The organism is Sorangium sp. So ce362, from assembly GCF_051519845.1.
Classification (GTDB): domain Bacteria; phylum Myxococcota_A; class Polyangia; order Polyangiales; family Polyangiaceae; genus Sorangium.
The window spans coordinates 2,203,201-2,216,896 of record NZ_CP150332.1 but is presented as its reverse complement, the minus strand read 5'-3'; the positions used below and the strand labels follow the sequence as shown (position 1 = coordinate 2,216,896).

At 71.2% G+C, this 13,696-nt stretch carries 14 protein-coding genes; 5 read left to right on the top strand and 9 right to left on the bottom strand.

The genetic code is table 11. From position 1 onward, the window contains the following. Nucleotides 1–319: 319 nt before the first annotated feature. The 4 genes from WMF17_RS08770 to WMF17_RS08755 all read right to left on the bottom strand — a co-directional run bounded on the left by WMF17_RS08770 (nucleotide 320) and on the right by WMF17_RS08755 (nucleotide 3,781). Nucleotides 320–1,675: a sigma-54-dependent transcriptional regulator gene (locus tag WMF17_RS08770; protein WP_437601511.1), complete on the bottom strand. Its 1,356-nt coding sequence runs from the start codon at nucleotides 1,673–1,675 to the stop codon at nucleotides 320–322. 209 nt (nucleotides 1,676–1,884) lie between these two features. Next, on the bottom strand, nucleotides 1,885–2,355 hold the full coding sequence (gene bfr, locus WMF17_RS08765) for a bacterioferritin (RefSeq protein WP_437601510.1): 471 nt from the start codon (nucleotides 2,353–2,355) through the stop codon (nucleotides 1,885–1,887). Between the two features lie 185 nt (nucleotides 2,356–2,540). Continuing rightward, the gene (locus WMF17_RS08760; protein ID WP_437648907.1) at nucleotides 2,541–2,765 is read right to left on the bottom strand and encodes a (2Fe-2S)-binding protein; all 225 of its coding nucleotides are present in this window, start codon (nucleotides 2,763–2,765) and stop codon (nucleotides 2,541–2,543) included. A gap of 251 nt (nucleotides 2,766–3,016) precedes the next feature. Next, nucleotides 3,017–3,781 (bottom strand): SDR family oxidoreductase, encoded by a 765-nt coding sequence (locus WMF17_RS08755; RefSeq protein ID WP_437601508.1) that lies wholly within the window; start codon nucleotides 3,779–3,781, stop codon nucleotides 3,017–3,019. 159 nt (nucleotides 3,782–3,940) lie between these two features. Here WMF17_RS08755 and WMF17_RS08750 point away from each other — a divergent pair, with 159 nt between their 5' ends. After that, nucleotides 3,941–4,363: a hypothetical protein gene (locus WMF17_RS08750; RefSeq protein ID WP_437601507.1), complete on the top strand. Its 423-nt coding sequence runs from the start codon at nucleotides 3,941–3,943 to the stop codon at nucleotides 4,361–4,363. A 47-nt stretch (nucleotides 4,364–4,410) separates the two neighbouring features. Here the strand turns inward: WMF17_RS08750 and WMF17_RS08745 are convergent, their stop codons facing one another. The 3 genes from WMF17_RS08745 to WMF17_RS08735 are packed head-to-tail and all read right to left on the bottom strand — an operon-like array spanning nucleotide 4,411 to nucleotide 5,869. Beyond that, on the bottom strand, nucleotides 4,411–5,073 hold the full coding sequence (locus WMF17_RS08745; protein ID WP_437648906.1) for a sigma-70 family RNA polymerase sigma factor: 663 nt from the start codon (nucleotides 5,071–5,073) through the stop codon (nucleotides 4,411–4,413). A gap of 2 nt (nucleotides 5,074–5,075) precedes the next feature. Further along, complete coding sequence (locus tag WMF17_RS08740; RefSeq protein ID WP_437601505.1) at nucleotides 5,076–5,318, bottom strand: hypothetical protein; 243 nt, start codon at nucleotides 5,316–5,318, stop codon at nucleotides 5,076–5,078. A gap of 59 nt (nucleotides 5,319–5,377) precedes the next feature. Next, on the bottom strand, nucleotides 5,378–5,869 hold the full coding sequence (locus WMF17_RS08735) for a hypothetical protein (protein WP_437648905.1): 492 nt from the start codon (nucleotides 5,867–5,869) through the stop codon (nucleotides 5,378–5,380). 216 nt (nucleotides 5,870–6,085) lie between these two features. Between WMF17_RS08735 and ftsH the strand changes: the two genes are divergently transcribed. Continuing rightward, complete coding sequence (ftsH, locus tag WMF17_RS08730) at nucleotides 6,086–7,906, top strand: ATP-dependent zinc metalloprotease FtsH (protein WP_437648904.1); 1,821 nt, start codon at nucleotides 6,086–6,088, stop codon at nucleotides 7,904–7,906. 33 nt (nucleotides 7,907–7,939) lie between these two features. Here the strand turns inward: ftsH and lepB are convergent, their stop codons facing one another. Continuing rightward, nucleotides 7,940–8,674: a signal peptidase I gene (lepB, locus tag WMF17_RS08725; RefSeq protein WP_437648903.1), complete on the bottom strand. Its 735-nt coding sequence runs from the start codon at nucleotides 8,672–8,674 to the stop codon at nucleotides 7,940–7,942. 47 nt (nucleotides 8,675–8,721) lie between these two features. Here lepB and WMF17_RS08720 point away from each other — a divergent pair, with 47 nt between their 5' ends. From WMF17_RS08720 to WMF17_RS08710, 3 genes are all read left to right on the top strand, one after another. Beyond that, a complete protein-coding gene (locus WMF17_RS08720) occupies nucleotides 8,722–9,576 on the top strand; it encodes a shikimate dehydrogenase (protein ID WP_437601501.1) in 855 nt (284 codons plus the stop codon). A 144-nt stretch (nucleotides 9,577–9,720) separates the two neighbouring features. After that, nucleotides 9,721–10,764 carry an arginine N-succinyltransferase gene (locus WMF17_RS08715; RefSeq protein ID WP_437601500.1) on the top strand — a complete coding sequence of 348 codons (1,044 nt, stop codon included), beginning with the start codon at nucleotides 9,721–9,723 and terminating at the stop codon, nucleotides 10,762–10,764. 121 nt (nucleotides 10,765–10,885) lie between these two features. After that, nucleotides 10,886–12,970 carry an FAD-dependent oxidoreductase gene (locus WMF17_RS08710; RefSeq protein WP_437601499.1) on the top strand — a complete coding sequence of 695 codons (2,085 nt, stop codon included), beginning with the start codon at nucleotides 10,886–10,888 and terminating at the stop codon, nucleotides 12,968–12,970. Here WMF17_RS08710 and WMF17_RS08705 read toward each other — a convergent pair. Further along, nucleotides 12,959–13,693: an ABC transporter ATP-binding protein gene (locus WMF17_RS08705; RefSeq protein ID WP_437601498.1), complete on the bottom strand. Its 735-nt coding sequence runs from the start codon at nucleotides 13,691–13,693 to the stop codon at nucleotides 12,959–12,961. The genes WMF17_RS08710 and WMF17_RS08705 overlap by 12 nt on opposite strands. Nucleotides 13,694–13,696: the final 3 nt, after the last annotated feature.

Genomic DNA, 13,696 nt, shown 5'->3' with positions numbered 1-13,696 from the left:
GCACAGTCTACATCAGCTGACCCATTGCACTAAGGCAAATCCCGACGCGCTGACATTGCAAAGGTGCAACCCAACGTGGGCTAGCTGCCCAATCTTACTGCTGAGTCAGGGGTGTTGCTCAGCCCGGTCGTACGTCCTGGTCGAAACTCCGCCAGGCGCGCGCAGGCGCACGCCGGCTGAGCCCGGTGAGTAGCAGATGGCTCAACCAGGTGAGCACAGGCATGCTCGGCCGGGTCTGCGGGCGCCTGCTGTATCCCGAGGGAACGCCCTGCCGAGCCTGGTCGTCAGGAACGGGGAGGCCGGCTGAGGAGGCGACGGCTCAGCCCGGGGGATACGTGATCGCCAGGCGGGTCATCTTGCGCCACAGGGTGGTGGCGCTGATCCCGAGCACCTCGGCGGCGCGCTCCCGGCTGCCGTCGCACTCCCGCAGCGCGGCCTCGATCGCCTGGCGCTCGGCGCAGTCGACAACGTCGGCGAGCAGCCTGCCGCCACCTTCGGGCGCCCGCGTCGGCAGCAACGCGGCGGGCAGTACGTCGTCGACGCTGATGACGCCGCCGCCCGAGAGCGCCACCGCCTGCTCCACCATGTTCTCGAGCTCGCGAATGTTGCCCGGGAAATCGTACTGCGTCAGCGCCTCGACGACGCCGTCCGCGGCGCGCGCGCGACAGGTCATCTTCCGGTTGTACTTCTCGAGGAAGAACTCCCAGAGGATCGGGATGTCCTCGCGCCTCGAGCGCAGCGGCGGGAGCACGAAGCGCGCGACGTTCAGCCGGTAATAGAGGTCCTGGCGGAACCGCTTCTCCGACACCGCGCCCAGGAGCTCCTGGTTCGTCGCGGCGATGATGCGCACGTCGACGTGGATGGGCTTGTTCTCGCCCACCCGGCGGATCTCGTTCTCCTGGATCGCGCGGAGCAGCTTCGCCTGGAAGGTGAGCGGGGTCTCGGCGATCTCGTCGAAGAAGAACGTGCCCCCGTCGGCCTCCTCGAACAGCCCCTTCCTCGCCGAGATCGCGCCCGTGAACGAGCCGCGCGCGTGTCCGAACAGCTCGCTCTCGAGGAGCGTCTCGCTGATGGCGGCGCAGTTCACCGGGACGAACGGGCGATCCGCGCGCTTGCTGTTGGCGTGGATGGCCTTGGCGACCAGCTCCTTGCCGGTGCCGCTCTCGCCGGTGATGAGCACCGTCGCGTCGGTCGGCGCGACCTTCACGATCCGGCCCAGCACCTCGCGGACCGCCTGCGAGCGGCCAACGATGTTCTCGAACCGGTAGCGCTCCTTGAACTCGCTGGCGAGCAGCTGCACCTCCCCGGTGAGCTTCCGGTTCTGGATCGCGCGCTCCACCTTCACGAGCAGCTCCTGCTCCGAGAACGGCTTCTGGATGTAGTCGAACGCGCCGAGCCGCATCGCCTCGACCGCGCTCTCGATGGTGCCGTACGCGGTCATCACGATGACCTCGGTGTTCGCGTTCGACTCCTTCACCGCGCGCAGGACGCCGATGCCGTCGAAGCCGCCCATCCGCAGGTCGGTGAGCACGACGTCGTACGCGCCCTTGGCGCCCAGGTCGGCGCCCTGGCTGCCGTCGGCCGCTTCATCGACCTCGTACCCCGCGCCACGCAGCATCATCGCGAGCGTGGTCCGCATGTTCCGCTGGTCATCGACGACAAGAATCTTCGACATGGATTTCCCCCGCCGCGCTCATCCTCCTCGCGGGACGGGCGCGGCGCGACGAGCACGACCGACGCGCCGAGCTGGCGCGGAACCGCGCGAGCGCGGTCGTCCGCGGCGGCTTGGACATGCGTCCAGCGTATCGTACGTCAAGCGCGGCCTCCGCCGCCAGGAGGCGCGCGGGGTGCGCCGCCGGCGCGGGGCGAGCCCCCCACCCTACCCTACTCGCGGATCTGCTGGGACAGGTAGGCCGTCTCGCCAAGCTTCTCGATCAGACCGATCTGCGTCTCGAGCCAGTCGACGTGCTCCTCCTCGGACTCGAGGATCTTGGCCAGGAGCTCCTCGGAGGTGCGATCTCCCTTGTCGCGGCAGAGGGCGATCGCCGCGTTGAGCCGCTTGACCGCCTGGTACTCGAGCTCGAGGTCGCTCTTGAGCTGCTCCGGCACGGTCTGCCCGATGTGAAGGGTGTCCAGGCGCTGCAGGTTGGGCAGCCCCTCCAGGAAGAGGATGCGATCGATGATCGCATCGGCGTGCTTCATCTCGTCGATCGACTCGGCGCGGCCGTGCGCGGCGAGCGTGACGAAGCCCCAGTGCGCGCACATCTTCGCGTGCAGGAAGTACTGGTTGATCGCGACGAGCTCTCCCGCGAGCACCTCGTTCAACACGTCGACGATGTCTTTCGCACCCTTCATCGTACCCTCTCGCGCTCGTGCCTGTCGTGCTCGCCCCGCCTGCAGGCAGGGGTGCGCCGGCTGGAGCGCCAGCGCCCAGGTCAAATGCGCAAGCTCAGCGGAATTGCGCAAGAAATTTCTAAGAAAACAGGCGGCAGCCCCCGCCGGCCCCAGGAAATCGGAGCGCAGCGGCGCGATCCAGAGAATCAGGCGGCGCTGGAGGCCGGCGCCATCGCCAGGCGGCGCGGCGCGGCGACGGGCGGGGAGGCGCCCTCATCATCGCCGATGAGCTTGGCGATCGTCGGCTGGCAGGAGCCGCACCGCGTACCGGCGCCCGTGCACTCCATCACCTCTGCCACGGAACAAGCCCCCTCGTTCATCGCTTCGCGAATCTCTCGATCACAGACGCCCATGCAGAGGCAGACGTACATGCAGACCCCCGGCTCCGTTAACGGGTAGATTGATATTGAACATAGCTTTCAACATCGACGCGTCAAGCGAGAATGTTTCGTGGGCGGATCTCCGGGGTGGCTCGTGGTCCGGGGCGGGGCGAGAACGCAGGGACGCGGCAGGACGGCATGGGACGCGGCAGGACGGCCGGGACGCGGCAGGACGGCCGGGACGCGGTGGGGTGTACACAGGGACGCGGTGGGTACGCAGGGACGCCGCCGCGACGGCGGCGTCACATCGTGAGGCCGCCGTCGACGTCGATGCAGCGGCCGTTGAAGTACTCGCACTCGATCACGAAGCGCACGGCCTGCCAGATGTCCTCAGGCACGCCGATGCGGCCGACCGGGATCATGGCGACCAGGGCGTCGCGCGCCTTCTGGTGCATGCCCTGCGTCATGGGCGTCTCGATCATGCCGGGCGCGACCGCGCCGACGCGGATGCCGAACGGCGCGAACTCGAGCGCCCACGTCTTCGTGTTCGCCGCGAGCGCGCTCTTCGCGGCGGTGTAGTTCGACTGGCCGCGGTTGCCGTGGCGCGCGATGGAGCTGATGTTGACGATGACGCCCTTCTGCTCGGTCTCGACCATCTTCGCGACGACCTCGCGGACCATGAGCGTGGCGCCCGTCAGGTTGACGTCGATGACGGCCTGCCACTGCGCCGCGCTCAGCTTGACGACCGCGCCCGTCTGGCGGTCCTTCTTGACCAGGAGGCCGTCCCGCAGGATGCCGGCGTTGTTCACGAGGCCGTTCAGGCCGCCCATCGCCCCGTGCGCGAAGCGGACGAACGCCTCGACCTCCGCCTCCACCGCCACGTTGAAGGGCCGCGCGTGGACCTTCCCGGGGAGCCCCTGGCTCGCCTCGACCAGCGACGCGAGCCCCTCCTCGTTCACGTCGCCCGCGGCGACCTGGCCCCCGAGCTCCGCGAGCCGCAGCGCATAGTGACGACCCAGCCCCTGGGCGGCGCCTGTGACGACAAACCTCGTGTCCTCGAGTCGCATGATCGCATTCCTCCAGGGATCGCTCCCGACCGGTGTCTCGACGGCGCGTCTACCACGGCGCTGCCACGCGGCGGCGGTCGACCTCGCGGCGCGCCGCGTTCCCCCGCGTCGCGCGCAGTAGGCGCTTGCGCCGGGTCGCATCGATGTTATTCAGCGCCCATGAGGTCGATCGCACTCGCCGCCGCCGTGTGCGCCGGCACCCTGACGCTCGCACCGGCCTGTAACCGCACTCCCCCCGTCCCCGAGACCTCCGATCCGACAGGCAAGGATCTGGTCGTCGGCGCCGTGGTCGCGGCCACCGAGAAGGTCGGAGGGATCCGCATTTACAAGATCGTCGAGGTGGAAGACCTGCCCGAGCCGTTCGGGCGAGACCTGCACATGATCGCCTACGATCCCAAGGTGCAGACCTTCCAGGAGGCCGCGGAGCTCCGCCGCAAAGGGCAGCTGACCGTCGCGATGGACCACATGATGGTCCGGCTCGTGAACTTCATGCCGCGCGACCACCGCGTGATCAGCAACGAGCCGGTCAGCGACGACGAGCGGGCCCCGTATCTCCGCTCGGTCAACAGCCGGCAGCGCTGACGGCGGTCCGTCGATGGGGACACGACGCGCCCGCGCCTCGGCGCGCGTCAGCGCAGGGTGCGGAGCAGCTCGCCCAGCCGCTCGATGGCCTGAGTGTGCAGGCGGCTCGCCCAGCTCTTGCTGATCCCGAGATCCTGCGCGATCTGATCGAAGCGCTCGTCGTCGAAGTAGTGGCGCTCGACGAGGGCGCGCTCGCGCTCGGGGAGCTCGCGCACGGCGTGCCGCACGGCCTGCGCGAGCTCGGCGCGCGAGGCGCGCTCCTCGGGGCTGTCGGCGGCGTCCGGGACCGCGGCGACGTCGCCCTGGGCCGAGAGCAGGCCGAGCGCCATCGCGGCCGCGTGCCCGGCGAGCAGGCCGCCGAGCCGCGCGGCGTAGGCCTCCTGCGTGGCAGGCGCGTCGTCGTCCGCGCCGCGCCCCTCCGCGAACCGCGCCGACGCAGCGAGCGCGCTGGCCCGCGCGGCCGCGGATCGCCAGCGCGTCTCCCGCCGGATGCCGTCGAAGATCGCCCAGCGGATCTTCCTCTTGGCGTACGCCTCGAACGTGGATCGGCTCGGATCGTGCGTCCGCACCACATCGAGCAGCGCCGGGTGCCCGAGCGCGACGAGGTCCTCGACCGGGATGCGGCGGCCCAGACGGCGCGCGATGCGCTTCGCGACCAGCCGGAGCAGGTCGAGTCCCTCGGCGACCAGCCGGTCTTCCGCAGTGCGCACCGCTAACCCGCCTTGGCGCGCCCCGCTGCGCCGAGCACCCCGAAAGCCCGCTCGCCGCTCTCGTCGACCTCGCGCGGTTGCGCGCGCCGAAGGAGGCGGATCGCCTCCTCGTCGTGCAGCAAGACCTCCGCGAGCTGCTCGCGCATCCACGCGACCTCTTGCGCCGGCAGGCGACCCACGTAAGGCGCCACGGCGGCGTCGACCTGAGCGGCGATCCAGGGGTCGTCGAGGAGCGAAGCGTCCATGCGGGGCCACATTATATCTGCATCGAGCGCGCCGTCATCCGGCGCGCGCCGCGGAGGCGTCACTTGGCGGGCGGCGGCGCGTTGAGGCAGGCCTCGAACGCCCTGACGCTCCGCGCGTCGAACGCGCACTTGAGCGACCTCGGATCCACGTGCTTGCCGACGTTCTGCTCGCACGCCTGCGCATACTGCTCCCCGAGGGTGGCCGCGACCGCGTCGATCTTCTTCTCGGTCTCGCCCCGCTGCTCCGGCGTCAGCTTGGCGCTCAGCGCCGCGACCTGCTCCGTGCGCGTGAGCGCCGTGAGCTGCTTGCCGAGATCCACGCAGTCGCCATGCATGAGCGCATAGTCGTCGGGCACCGAGTCGTCGCGCCGCGGCGCCGCGGACGGCGTCGTCGCAGCGGGCTCCGCCTCCGGCGCCTCGACGCCCAGGGCGGCCTCCGGCGTGGGCTCGGCGCCCGGCGCGGGCTCCTCCGGCCGCGCGGGCTCGGGCTGCTCGGCCGGAGGTGGCGGAGCCCCGCCGCACCCGAACAGCAGCATCGTCAACGGACCCATGATCAAGAAAAGAGCTCTCCCCATGCGACCAGGGTTGATCGGTTCGCGCCGTGCGTCCATGCCGCGCCGGGCGCGCTCGGCGCGGCTCATGGATCGAGCCCTCCCACGGCTTGCCTCCGACGGTCCACTGGCCGCCTTGGCAGGCTCCGTGCAGGGCGCACCGTGGCGACGGGCCGTGCCTGCGGGCAACGTCCCCTGTCCGCGCGGAGGCGAGCCATGCGGTCGATCTGGATTGTTCTCGTCATGGTGCTCGGCTCGGCGCTGCTGCTTCAGGTGGTGGCGGCGTCCGACAGCCGCATTCCTTACGCGCGCTTCCGCTCGCTCGCGGAGAGCGGAGAGCTCGCCGCGGTCGAGATCCGGGACGGCGTGTACATCGGGCGAACGGTGCCCGGACTGAGCGCGAGCGCGCCGCGGAGCTACCGCACGGGGCGCATCGAGCCGACCGAGAAGGATCTGCTCGCCGACCTCGACCGGCGAGGAATCCCGTACACGCGCGTCGCGGACGAGCGGGGGCTGCTGCCGTACCTCTGGCTGGCGCTGCCGCTCGCCGCGCTGGTCGCGATGGTCCACCTCGCGTCGCGGCGGGCGACGGCGGCAGGGAACGTGTCGAGCGCCGCGACAGCGTTCGGCAAGAACAAGGCGCGGCTCTACGAGGAGCGGGGGGCGACGGCGACGTTCCGCGACGTCGCGGGCAGCGCCGAGGCGAAGGCCGAGCTCGGCGAGATCGTCGACTTCCTCAAGGCGCCCGAGCGCTACGAGAAGCTCGGCGGCCGGATGCCCAGGGGGGTGCTCCTGGTGGGGCCGCCCGGCACGGGCAAGACGCTGCTGGCGCGGGCGATCGCGGGAGAGGCGAGCGTCCCCTTCTTCAGCGCGTGCGGGTCGGAGTTCGTGGAGATGTTCGTCGGCGTCGGCGCCGCGCGCGTGCGCGACCTCTTCTCCCAGGCGCGCGAGAAGGGGACCTGCCTCGTGTTCATCGACGAGCTCGACGCGGTCGGCAAGGCCCGCGGCATCGGCGGCTCCGTCGGCGGCCATGACGAGCGGGAGCAGACGCTCAACCAGCTCCTGACCGAGATGGACGGGTTCGACGCGCGCACGGCGATGATCGTGCTCGCCGCGACGAACCGCCCCGAGATCCTCGATCCGGCGCTCCTCAGGGCGGGGCGGTTCGACCGCCGGGTGCACGTCGACAGGCCCGACCTCGCCGAGCGGAGGGAGATCCTCGCGGTGCACGGGAGGAAGGTGGTGCTCGATGCGGACGTGGACCTCGACGCCGTGGCCGCGCAGACCGCGGGGCTCGTCGGGGCCGACCTGGCGAACATCGTCAACGAGGCGGCGCTGCTCGCGGCGCGGCGCAGGGCGGCCGCGGTGAGGCAGAGCGACATGGAGGCCGCGATCGAGCGCGGGATCGCGGGGATCGAGCGGCGGGGCCGGCGGCTCGGAGCGCGCGAGAAGCTCGTGGTCGCCTACCACGAGGTGGGGCACGCGCTGACCGCCACGCTGCTGCCGACGCAGGACCCGGTGCGCAAGGTGTCGATCGTGCCGCGCGGGGCGGGGGCGCTCGGGTACACGATGCAGCAGCCGCGCGAGGACCGTTACCTGTGGAGCCGGCAGGAGATCCTCGACCGGCTCGTCGTGCTGCTCGGCGGGCGCGCCGCCGAGGCGGAGGCCGTCGGGGACCTGTCGACCGGCGCGCAGGACGACCTGCTCAACGCGACGGAGCTCGCGCGCCGCATGGTGCGGGAGCTCGGGATGGGCCAGGGGGTGGGGCTCTCGGCGCTGGAGCCGCGCCGGCCGCTGTCGTTCCTGGGCGAGCCGCGGGGCGCGCCCGCACCGGGCGCGGGGCGGGAGTGCAGCGACGCGACCGCGCGCGAGATCGACGCGGAGGTCGCGCGGATCCTCGCGGACGCGGAGGCGCGGGCGCGCGCGATGATCCAGGGGCGCCGCGCGACGCTCGAGCGCATCGCCGCAAGGCTGTACGAGGTCGAGACCCTGAGCGGCGACGAGATCAGGGCGATGATGACGAGCGGCGAAGCGTAGGTCCGCGGCGCTCGGTCGGCGCTCGGTCGACGCTCAGTCGACGCTCAGCAGGGCGCGGGACAGGTCGAAGCCCTCGGCGTCGTGGTGATAGACGACGCTGAGCACGCGGCCGCGGACGAGCTCCCTCGGCACCGCCCCCATCGCCCGGCTGTCGAGCGAGGCGGCGCGGTTGTCGCCCATCACGAAGAGGTGGTCCGGAGGCACGACGACCGGCCCGAACGCGGCGAGGTCGGGCTCGCCCGCCGCGTGCGTGACCGATCCGAGGTGCTCCACCCGCGTGCCGTCCCCGAGCTGCTCGATCGCCTGCGCCGCGCCGTCGACGTACAGCAAGCCTCGCCGGAGCATCACCGTCTGCCCAGGGAGCGCGATCACGCGCTTGACGAGGAGGGTGGAGCCGCCGCGCGGATCCGCGAAGAGCACCACGTCGCCGGCGCTCGGCCCGCTGCGCTCAAACAGGTAGCGATCCGTGAGCGGAACACGAACCCCGTAGGCGACCTTGTCGACGAGGATGCGATCGCCCGGGGCGATCGTCGGCCACATCGAGCCGGTGGGCACATGGTACTGGTCCGCGAGGGTCGAGCGACCCAGCGTGAGGATCACGAGGGCCGCGAGGACCTTGAAGAGGCTCCGGGCGAGCGGCGCGACCGTCCGGTAGGCGCGCCGCGCGAACGCGCGATCGGATCGGGGCACGAACAGGCCGGCCTTGACGGGCTGGAGGCACGCTGTCGCAGCCTCCGCCGCCGGCCCGGGGGAGCTGGGTTCGCTCATCGCTGGCGGGGCTAGCATCCGCGCCGGAGACAGGCCAGCTTCGCTGCATGCACGGCTGTACTTCGTCGACTGCATCGTTCTCCCAGGAGCTGGGCCGCGTCACACTCTGCGGATCAATGTCGCGTCATCCGGTATCGACAGGGGCCGCCATGCACCTCGCCGGCTACCGCGCGCTGGGGCTCGAATTTACCTATATCCCTTTTGCGGTGACCGATGTTGAAGGCGCGACGCGCGGGATGCGGGCGCTCGGGATCCGCGGCCTGGGTGTGTCGATGCCCTACAAGCAGGCGGTAATTCCATTGCTGGACGAGATCGATCCCGTCGCCGCGCGGATCGGCGCGGTGAACACCATCGTCAACGACGACGGGCGCCTCCGGGGCTACAATACCGACTGGATCGGCGCGGTGCGGGCGCTCGAGGAGGTGACGCCGCTCGAAGGCGCGCGGGTGCTGCTCCTCGGCGCGGGCGGGGCGGCGCGCGCGGTCGCGTTCGGGCTCGCGGAGCGCGGCGCCCGCGTCACGGTCGCGAACCGCGATCTCGAGAAGGCGCGGCAGCTCGCGGCGGCGGTCGGCGGCGCGGCCGCGCCGCTCGACGCGGACGGCGGGGAGGCGCTCTCGCCCGACCACGACGTCCTCGTCAACGCGACGTCGCGCGGCATGGCCGAGGTCGACCCGCGGAGCCCTGTCCCGGAAGAGGCGTTGCGGGAGGGCCTCCTGGTGATGGACATCGTGTACAAACCGATGATCACGGAGCTGGTGGAGGCAGCGCGGCGGCGCGGGGCCACCGCCGTTCACGGCGGGAGGATGCTCCTCCACCAGGCAGCAGAGCAGTTCCGGCTCTACACGGGGCGGGAGCCGCCGCTCGACGTCATGGACGAGGCGCTCCGCGCTCAGCTCGGCTGACGCGCGCAGCCCGCCGGGCCGACTCCGCTGTCCGGCCCACCGGCGCGGCCAGGCGGCGCGGCGCGCGACGACCGCTGTTGTAGGCCTCGATCGCCGCATCCGGAGCAATGGCGAAGCGCGAGCGCCACGCGTAGGCTTCACCCGATGATCTCGTTTGAAATACGCGCAGCCGTGACCGGCGACGAGGAGCAGCTCCTCTATGTCGCGCGCCACCTGAACTCGGTCAACCTGCCGAACAACCGTGACGCAATCCACGAGATCGTCGCCGAGAGCCACAGGAGCTTCAGCGGGGCGATCCAGGACCCCCGTCTCCGCCAATACGTGTTTGTGCTCGTCGACCGGACGAAGGGCGACAAGGGCATGATCGTCGGCACCTCGATGATCATCGCGCAGCTCGGCCGGCGCGGCATCCCGTACATCTTCTTCGACGTGTTCGACGAAGAGAAGTACTCGGCCACGATCGACAAGCACTTCCATCATACCGTGCTGCGCATCGGCTACTCGTACAGCGGCCCCACGGAGATCGGCGGACTCGTGCTCATGCCGGACTACCGGCAGGGGCCCGAGCGGCTCGGCACGATGATCTCGTATGTTCGCTTCCTCTACATGGCCGCGCGCCCCGACCTGTTCCAGGAGGAGATCCTCGCGGAGCTGATGCCCCCGCTCGAGCCGGATGGAACAAGCCACCTCTGGGAAGCGCTCGGGCGCAAGTTCACCGACATGAGCTATGCCGAAGCAGACCTCCTCTCCAAGAAGAACAAGGAGTTCATCAAGGGGCTCTTCCCGGAAGGGACCATCTACGCTTCGCTGCTGCCCGAGGACGCGCAGCGCGTGATCGGAAAGGTGGGGTCGCAGACCCGGGGGGTGGAGAAGCTCCTGCGCCGCATCGGCTTCCGCTACGCCCACAGGGTCGACCCGTTCGACGGGGGGCCGCACTTCACCGCCCGCATGGACGAGATCTCGCTCGTGAGCGACACGCGCCGAGCGAAGGCAGGCCGCCCGTTCGCGCCGAGCCCGTCGGACCCGAAGGGCATCGTCGCGATCGAGCGCCCGGACGCCCCCTATTTCCGCGCGGTCGCCGCGCACTTCCGCGACGAGGGAGAGCGCGGCCTGGCGATCGCCGAGGACGCCTGGGACCACCTCGCGCTTCAGCCCCGCGCGCCGATCTGGGCCCTGCCCATGCCGTGATCGGCGACGCCTGCGCGCTTCGTCCGGAACGCGCAGGACCGAGCGGACCGGACCACCTTGCATCGCGACGATTCTATTGCTACAGAATTAACAGAAACTTTCGCAAGGGGTTCGGACGACCATGACCCTGGGATTGGACCTCGATTTCAGGCGCTGGCCCGCGCTGGAGCGGAGGGGGCGCTCGGCCGGGGCGGCGCAGCAGGCGGAGGGCGGCGCGGAGAGCGCGCCTCGGACAGGGGGCGGCGCGGGTGAGGGGCCCGCGCTCTCGGAGCGGGAGCTGCGCATCGCCGCCGCGCTCGCCGAGGCGGCGATGCCGGCCGGCCGCTTCCTCGAGGGCGCTGGGGCGGCGACCGCCACCCGCCTCGCGGCCTGGCTCTCCTCGATCCCGCCGCACCTCGCGAAGGGGCTGCGCGCGGCGCTGTGGGCCATCGAGCTCGCCCCGGTGCCGATGCGGCTCAGGCCGCTGTCGGCGCTGCCGCTCGAGGAGCGGATGGAGGTGCTCCGCAGCTTCGAGCAGAGCCGGGCGCTGGCGCTGCGCTCGCTGCTCCGCGCCGTGCTCACGCCGCTCAGGTTCATCCACTACGACCGGCCCGAGATGTTCGAGCACGTCGGCTGCCGCTACGAGCTGCCCACGGTGCGCGATGAGGCGCCCCGCTGGCTCTCGCAGGTGACGAACGGGCGCGAGGTCGAGGAGGACCTGGAGCTCGAGTGCGAGGTGCTCGTGATCGGCACCGGGGCCGGCGGAGCGGCCGCCGCCTACGAGCTCGCGTCGCGGGGACACGCGGTGCTCATGATCGAGGAGGGCGACTACCACCGCCGCTCGAGCTTCACCGGGCGGCCCGCGCGGGCGTACCGGGAGATGTACCGCGACCACGGGCTCGACATGGCGATCGGCAACGTGGGCATCCCGGTGTTCGCGGGGCGCGCCGTCGGAGGGAGCACCGTGATCAACTCCGGCACCTGCTACAGGGCTCCGGAGAGCACCTTCGCTTCGTGGCGGGACGGCATGGGGATGCCGGCGGAGTTCTCGTCCGACGGGCTCGCCCCCTACTACGAGCGCGTCGAGCGCATGCTCCAGGTCGCCCCCGCCGATCCGCTGCACCTCGGGGCGATCGGGCCGATCGTCCGGCGCGGCGCGGAGCGGCTCGGCCTCCGGCACGGGCCGCTCCAGCGCAACGCGCCGGACTGCGATGGGCAGGGGCTCTGCTGCTTCGGCTGCCCCACCGGGGCCAAGCGCTCGACCGACGTGAGCTACGTGCCCGAGGCGCTGAAGCGGGGCGCGCAGCTCATCACGGCGGCGCGCGTCAGGACGATCGACATCGTGGCGGGCCGCGCGCGCGGGGCGACGGCTGTGCTCGGCGGCGACGCGAGGGCCGGCGGTCGCGCGCCGAGCGGCGCCAGGCGGCGGAGGCCGCGGCTCGTGGTCAGGGCGGAGGCCGTCGTGGTGGCCGGCGGCGCGCTGATGACGCCGCTGCTGCTGCGCCGGAGCGGGGCATGCCTCTCGAGCGGCATGCTGGGGAAGAACCTGTCGATCCACCCGGCGTCGAAGGTGATGGCGCTCTTCGACGAGCGAATCGACCAGTGGCAAGGCATCCCGCAGGGCTACCAGATCGATCACTTCGCCGATGAAGGGCTGATGTTCGAGGGAGGCTCGCTCCCGTTCGACGTCGCGGCGCTGGCCGTCCCCTGGACAGGGCATCGCTACACGGAGCTCATGGAGCGATACCCGCACCTCGCGACCTTCGGGTTCATGATCAAGGACACGAGCCGCGGCGAGGTGAGGCCCGGGCTCGGCGGTACGCCGCTCGTGCTCTACACGATGAACCAGGAGGACGTCGCGAAGATGCAGCGCGGGATCGAGACGCTCTGCGAGGTGTTCCTGGCCGCGGGGGCGAGGCGGGTCCTGCCGCTCGTCGCCGGCTGCGACGAGGTGAACGGCCCCGCCGACCTGGAGCGGCTCAAGGCTCGGCAGATCAAGGCAGGGGACCTCGACGTGGCCGCGTTCCACCCGCTCGGGACATGCCGTATCGGGGTCGATCCGCGGTCGTCGTGCCTCGGGCCGGACCACCAGGCGCACGACGTCGCCGGCCTCTACGTGTGCGACGGGAGCGCGATCCCCTCGTCGCTCGGCGTGAACCCGCAGATGACCATCATGGCCATGTCGCTGCGCGCAGCCGAGCTCCTGAGCGAGCGCCTATCCGGCTGAGCCGCCGCGGTACCCGGCGGCCGCGGCGCGCTCACTGCCGATGCGGTCGCTCTCGATGGCCCCGTCGCGCATGGTCACCACGCGCGGCATCGACTCGGCGAAGCTGAGGTTGTGCGTCACCACGACGATCGTTGTGCCGTGCTTGCGGTTCATCTCGAAGAACAGCTGGTGGATCGAGTCGCTCGTCGCGGTGTCGAGGTTCCCGGTCGGCTCGTCGGCGAGGAGGAGCTTCGGCGACAGGACGAGCGCCCGCGCCAGGGCCACCCGCTGCTGCTCGCCGCCCGACAGCTCCCCGGGCCGGTGCGTCGCGCGCTCCGCGAGCCCGACCTCGGCGAGCAACGAGCGCGCGAGCGGCTCCATATCGCGGCGGGTCTTCCCCTGGATGAGGCCCGGCATCATCACGTTCTCGACCGCGTTGAACTCGGGGAGCAGGTGATGGAACTGGAAGACGAAGCCGATCATCCGGTTCCGGATCGCCGCGAGCCGCGAGCTCGCGAGGCCGGTGAGCTCGTCGCTGCCGAGGCGGATGCGGCCGCTCGTCGGGAGGTCCAGCGTGCCGATGCAGTGGAGGAACGTGCTCTTGCCCGCCCCGGAGGGGCCCACGAACGCCACGACCTCGCCCTGGTTGATGACGATATCGATGCCGCAGAGCACGTGGAGCTCGCGCCCCATGTGAACGAACGTCTTGCGGAGATCTTCGACGACGACGAGCGGAGTGGACATGGA

Excerpts from the sequence above, each read along its gene's own strand:
- WMF17_RS08750 (WP_437601507.1), top strand. The coding sequence starts at position 3,941 with ATGAGGTCGATCGCACTCGCCGCCGCCGTGTGCGCCGGCACCCTGACG.
- WMF17_RS08740 (WP_437601505.1), bottom strand. The coding sequence starts at position 5,318 with ATGGACGCTTCGCTCCTCGACGACCCCTGGATCGCCGCTCAGGTCGAC.
- WMF17_RS08735 (WP_437648905.1), bottom strand. The coding sequence starts at position 5,869 with ATGGGTCCGTTGACGATGCTGCTGTTCGGGTGCGGCGGGGCTCCGCCA.
- WMF17_RS08720 (WP_437601501.1), top strand. The coding sequence starts at position 8,722 with ATGCACGGCTGTACTTCGTCGACTGCATCGTTCTCCCAGGAGCTGGGC.
- ftsH (WP_437648904.1), top strand. The coding sequence starts at position 6,086 with ATGCGGTCGATCTGGATTGTTCTCGTCATGGTGCTCGGCTCGGCGCTG.
- WMF17_RS08770 (WP_437601511.1), bottom strand. The coding sequence starts at position 1,675 with ATGTCGAAGATTCTTGTCGTCGATGACCAGCGGAACATGCGGACCACG.
- bfr (WP_437601510.1), bottom strand. The coding sequence starts at position 2,355 with ATGAAGGGTGCGAAAGACATCGTCGACGTGTTGAACGAGGTGCTCGCG.
- WMF17_RS08705 (WP_437601498.1), bottom strand. The coding sequence starts at position 13,693 with ATGTCCACTCCGCTCGTCGTCGTCGAAGATCTCCGCAAGACGTTCGTT.
- WMF17_RS08710 (WP_437601499.1), top strand. The coding sequence starts at position 10,886 with ATGACCCTGGGATTGGACCTCGATTTCAGGCGCTGGCCCGCGCTGGAG.
- WMF17_RS08760 (WP_437648907.1), bottom strand. The coding sequence starts at position 2,765 with ATGTACGTCTGCCTCTGCATGGGCGTCTGTGATCGAGAGATTCGCGAA.
- WMF17_RS08755 (WP_437601508.1), bottom strand. The coding sequence starts at position 3,781 with ATGCGACTCGAGGACACGAGGTTTGTCGTCACAGGCGCCGCCCAGGGG.
- WMF17_RS08715 (WP_437601500.1), top strand. The coding sequence starts at position 9,721 with ATGATCTCGTTTGAAATACGCGCAGCCGTGACCGGCGACGAGGAGCAG.
- lepB (WP_437648903.1), bottom strand. The coding sequence starts at position 8,674 with ATGAGCGAACCCAGCTCCCCCGGGCCGGCGGCGGAGGCTGCGACAGCG.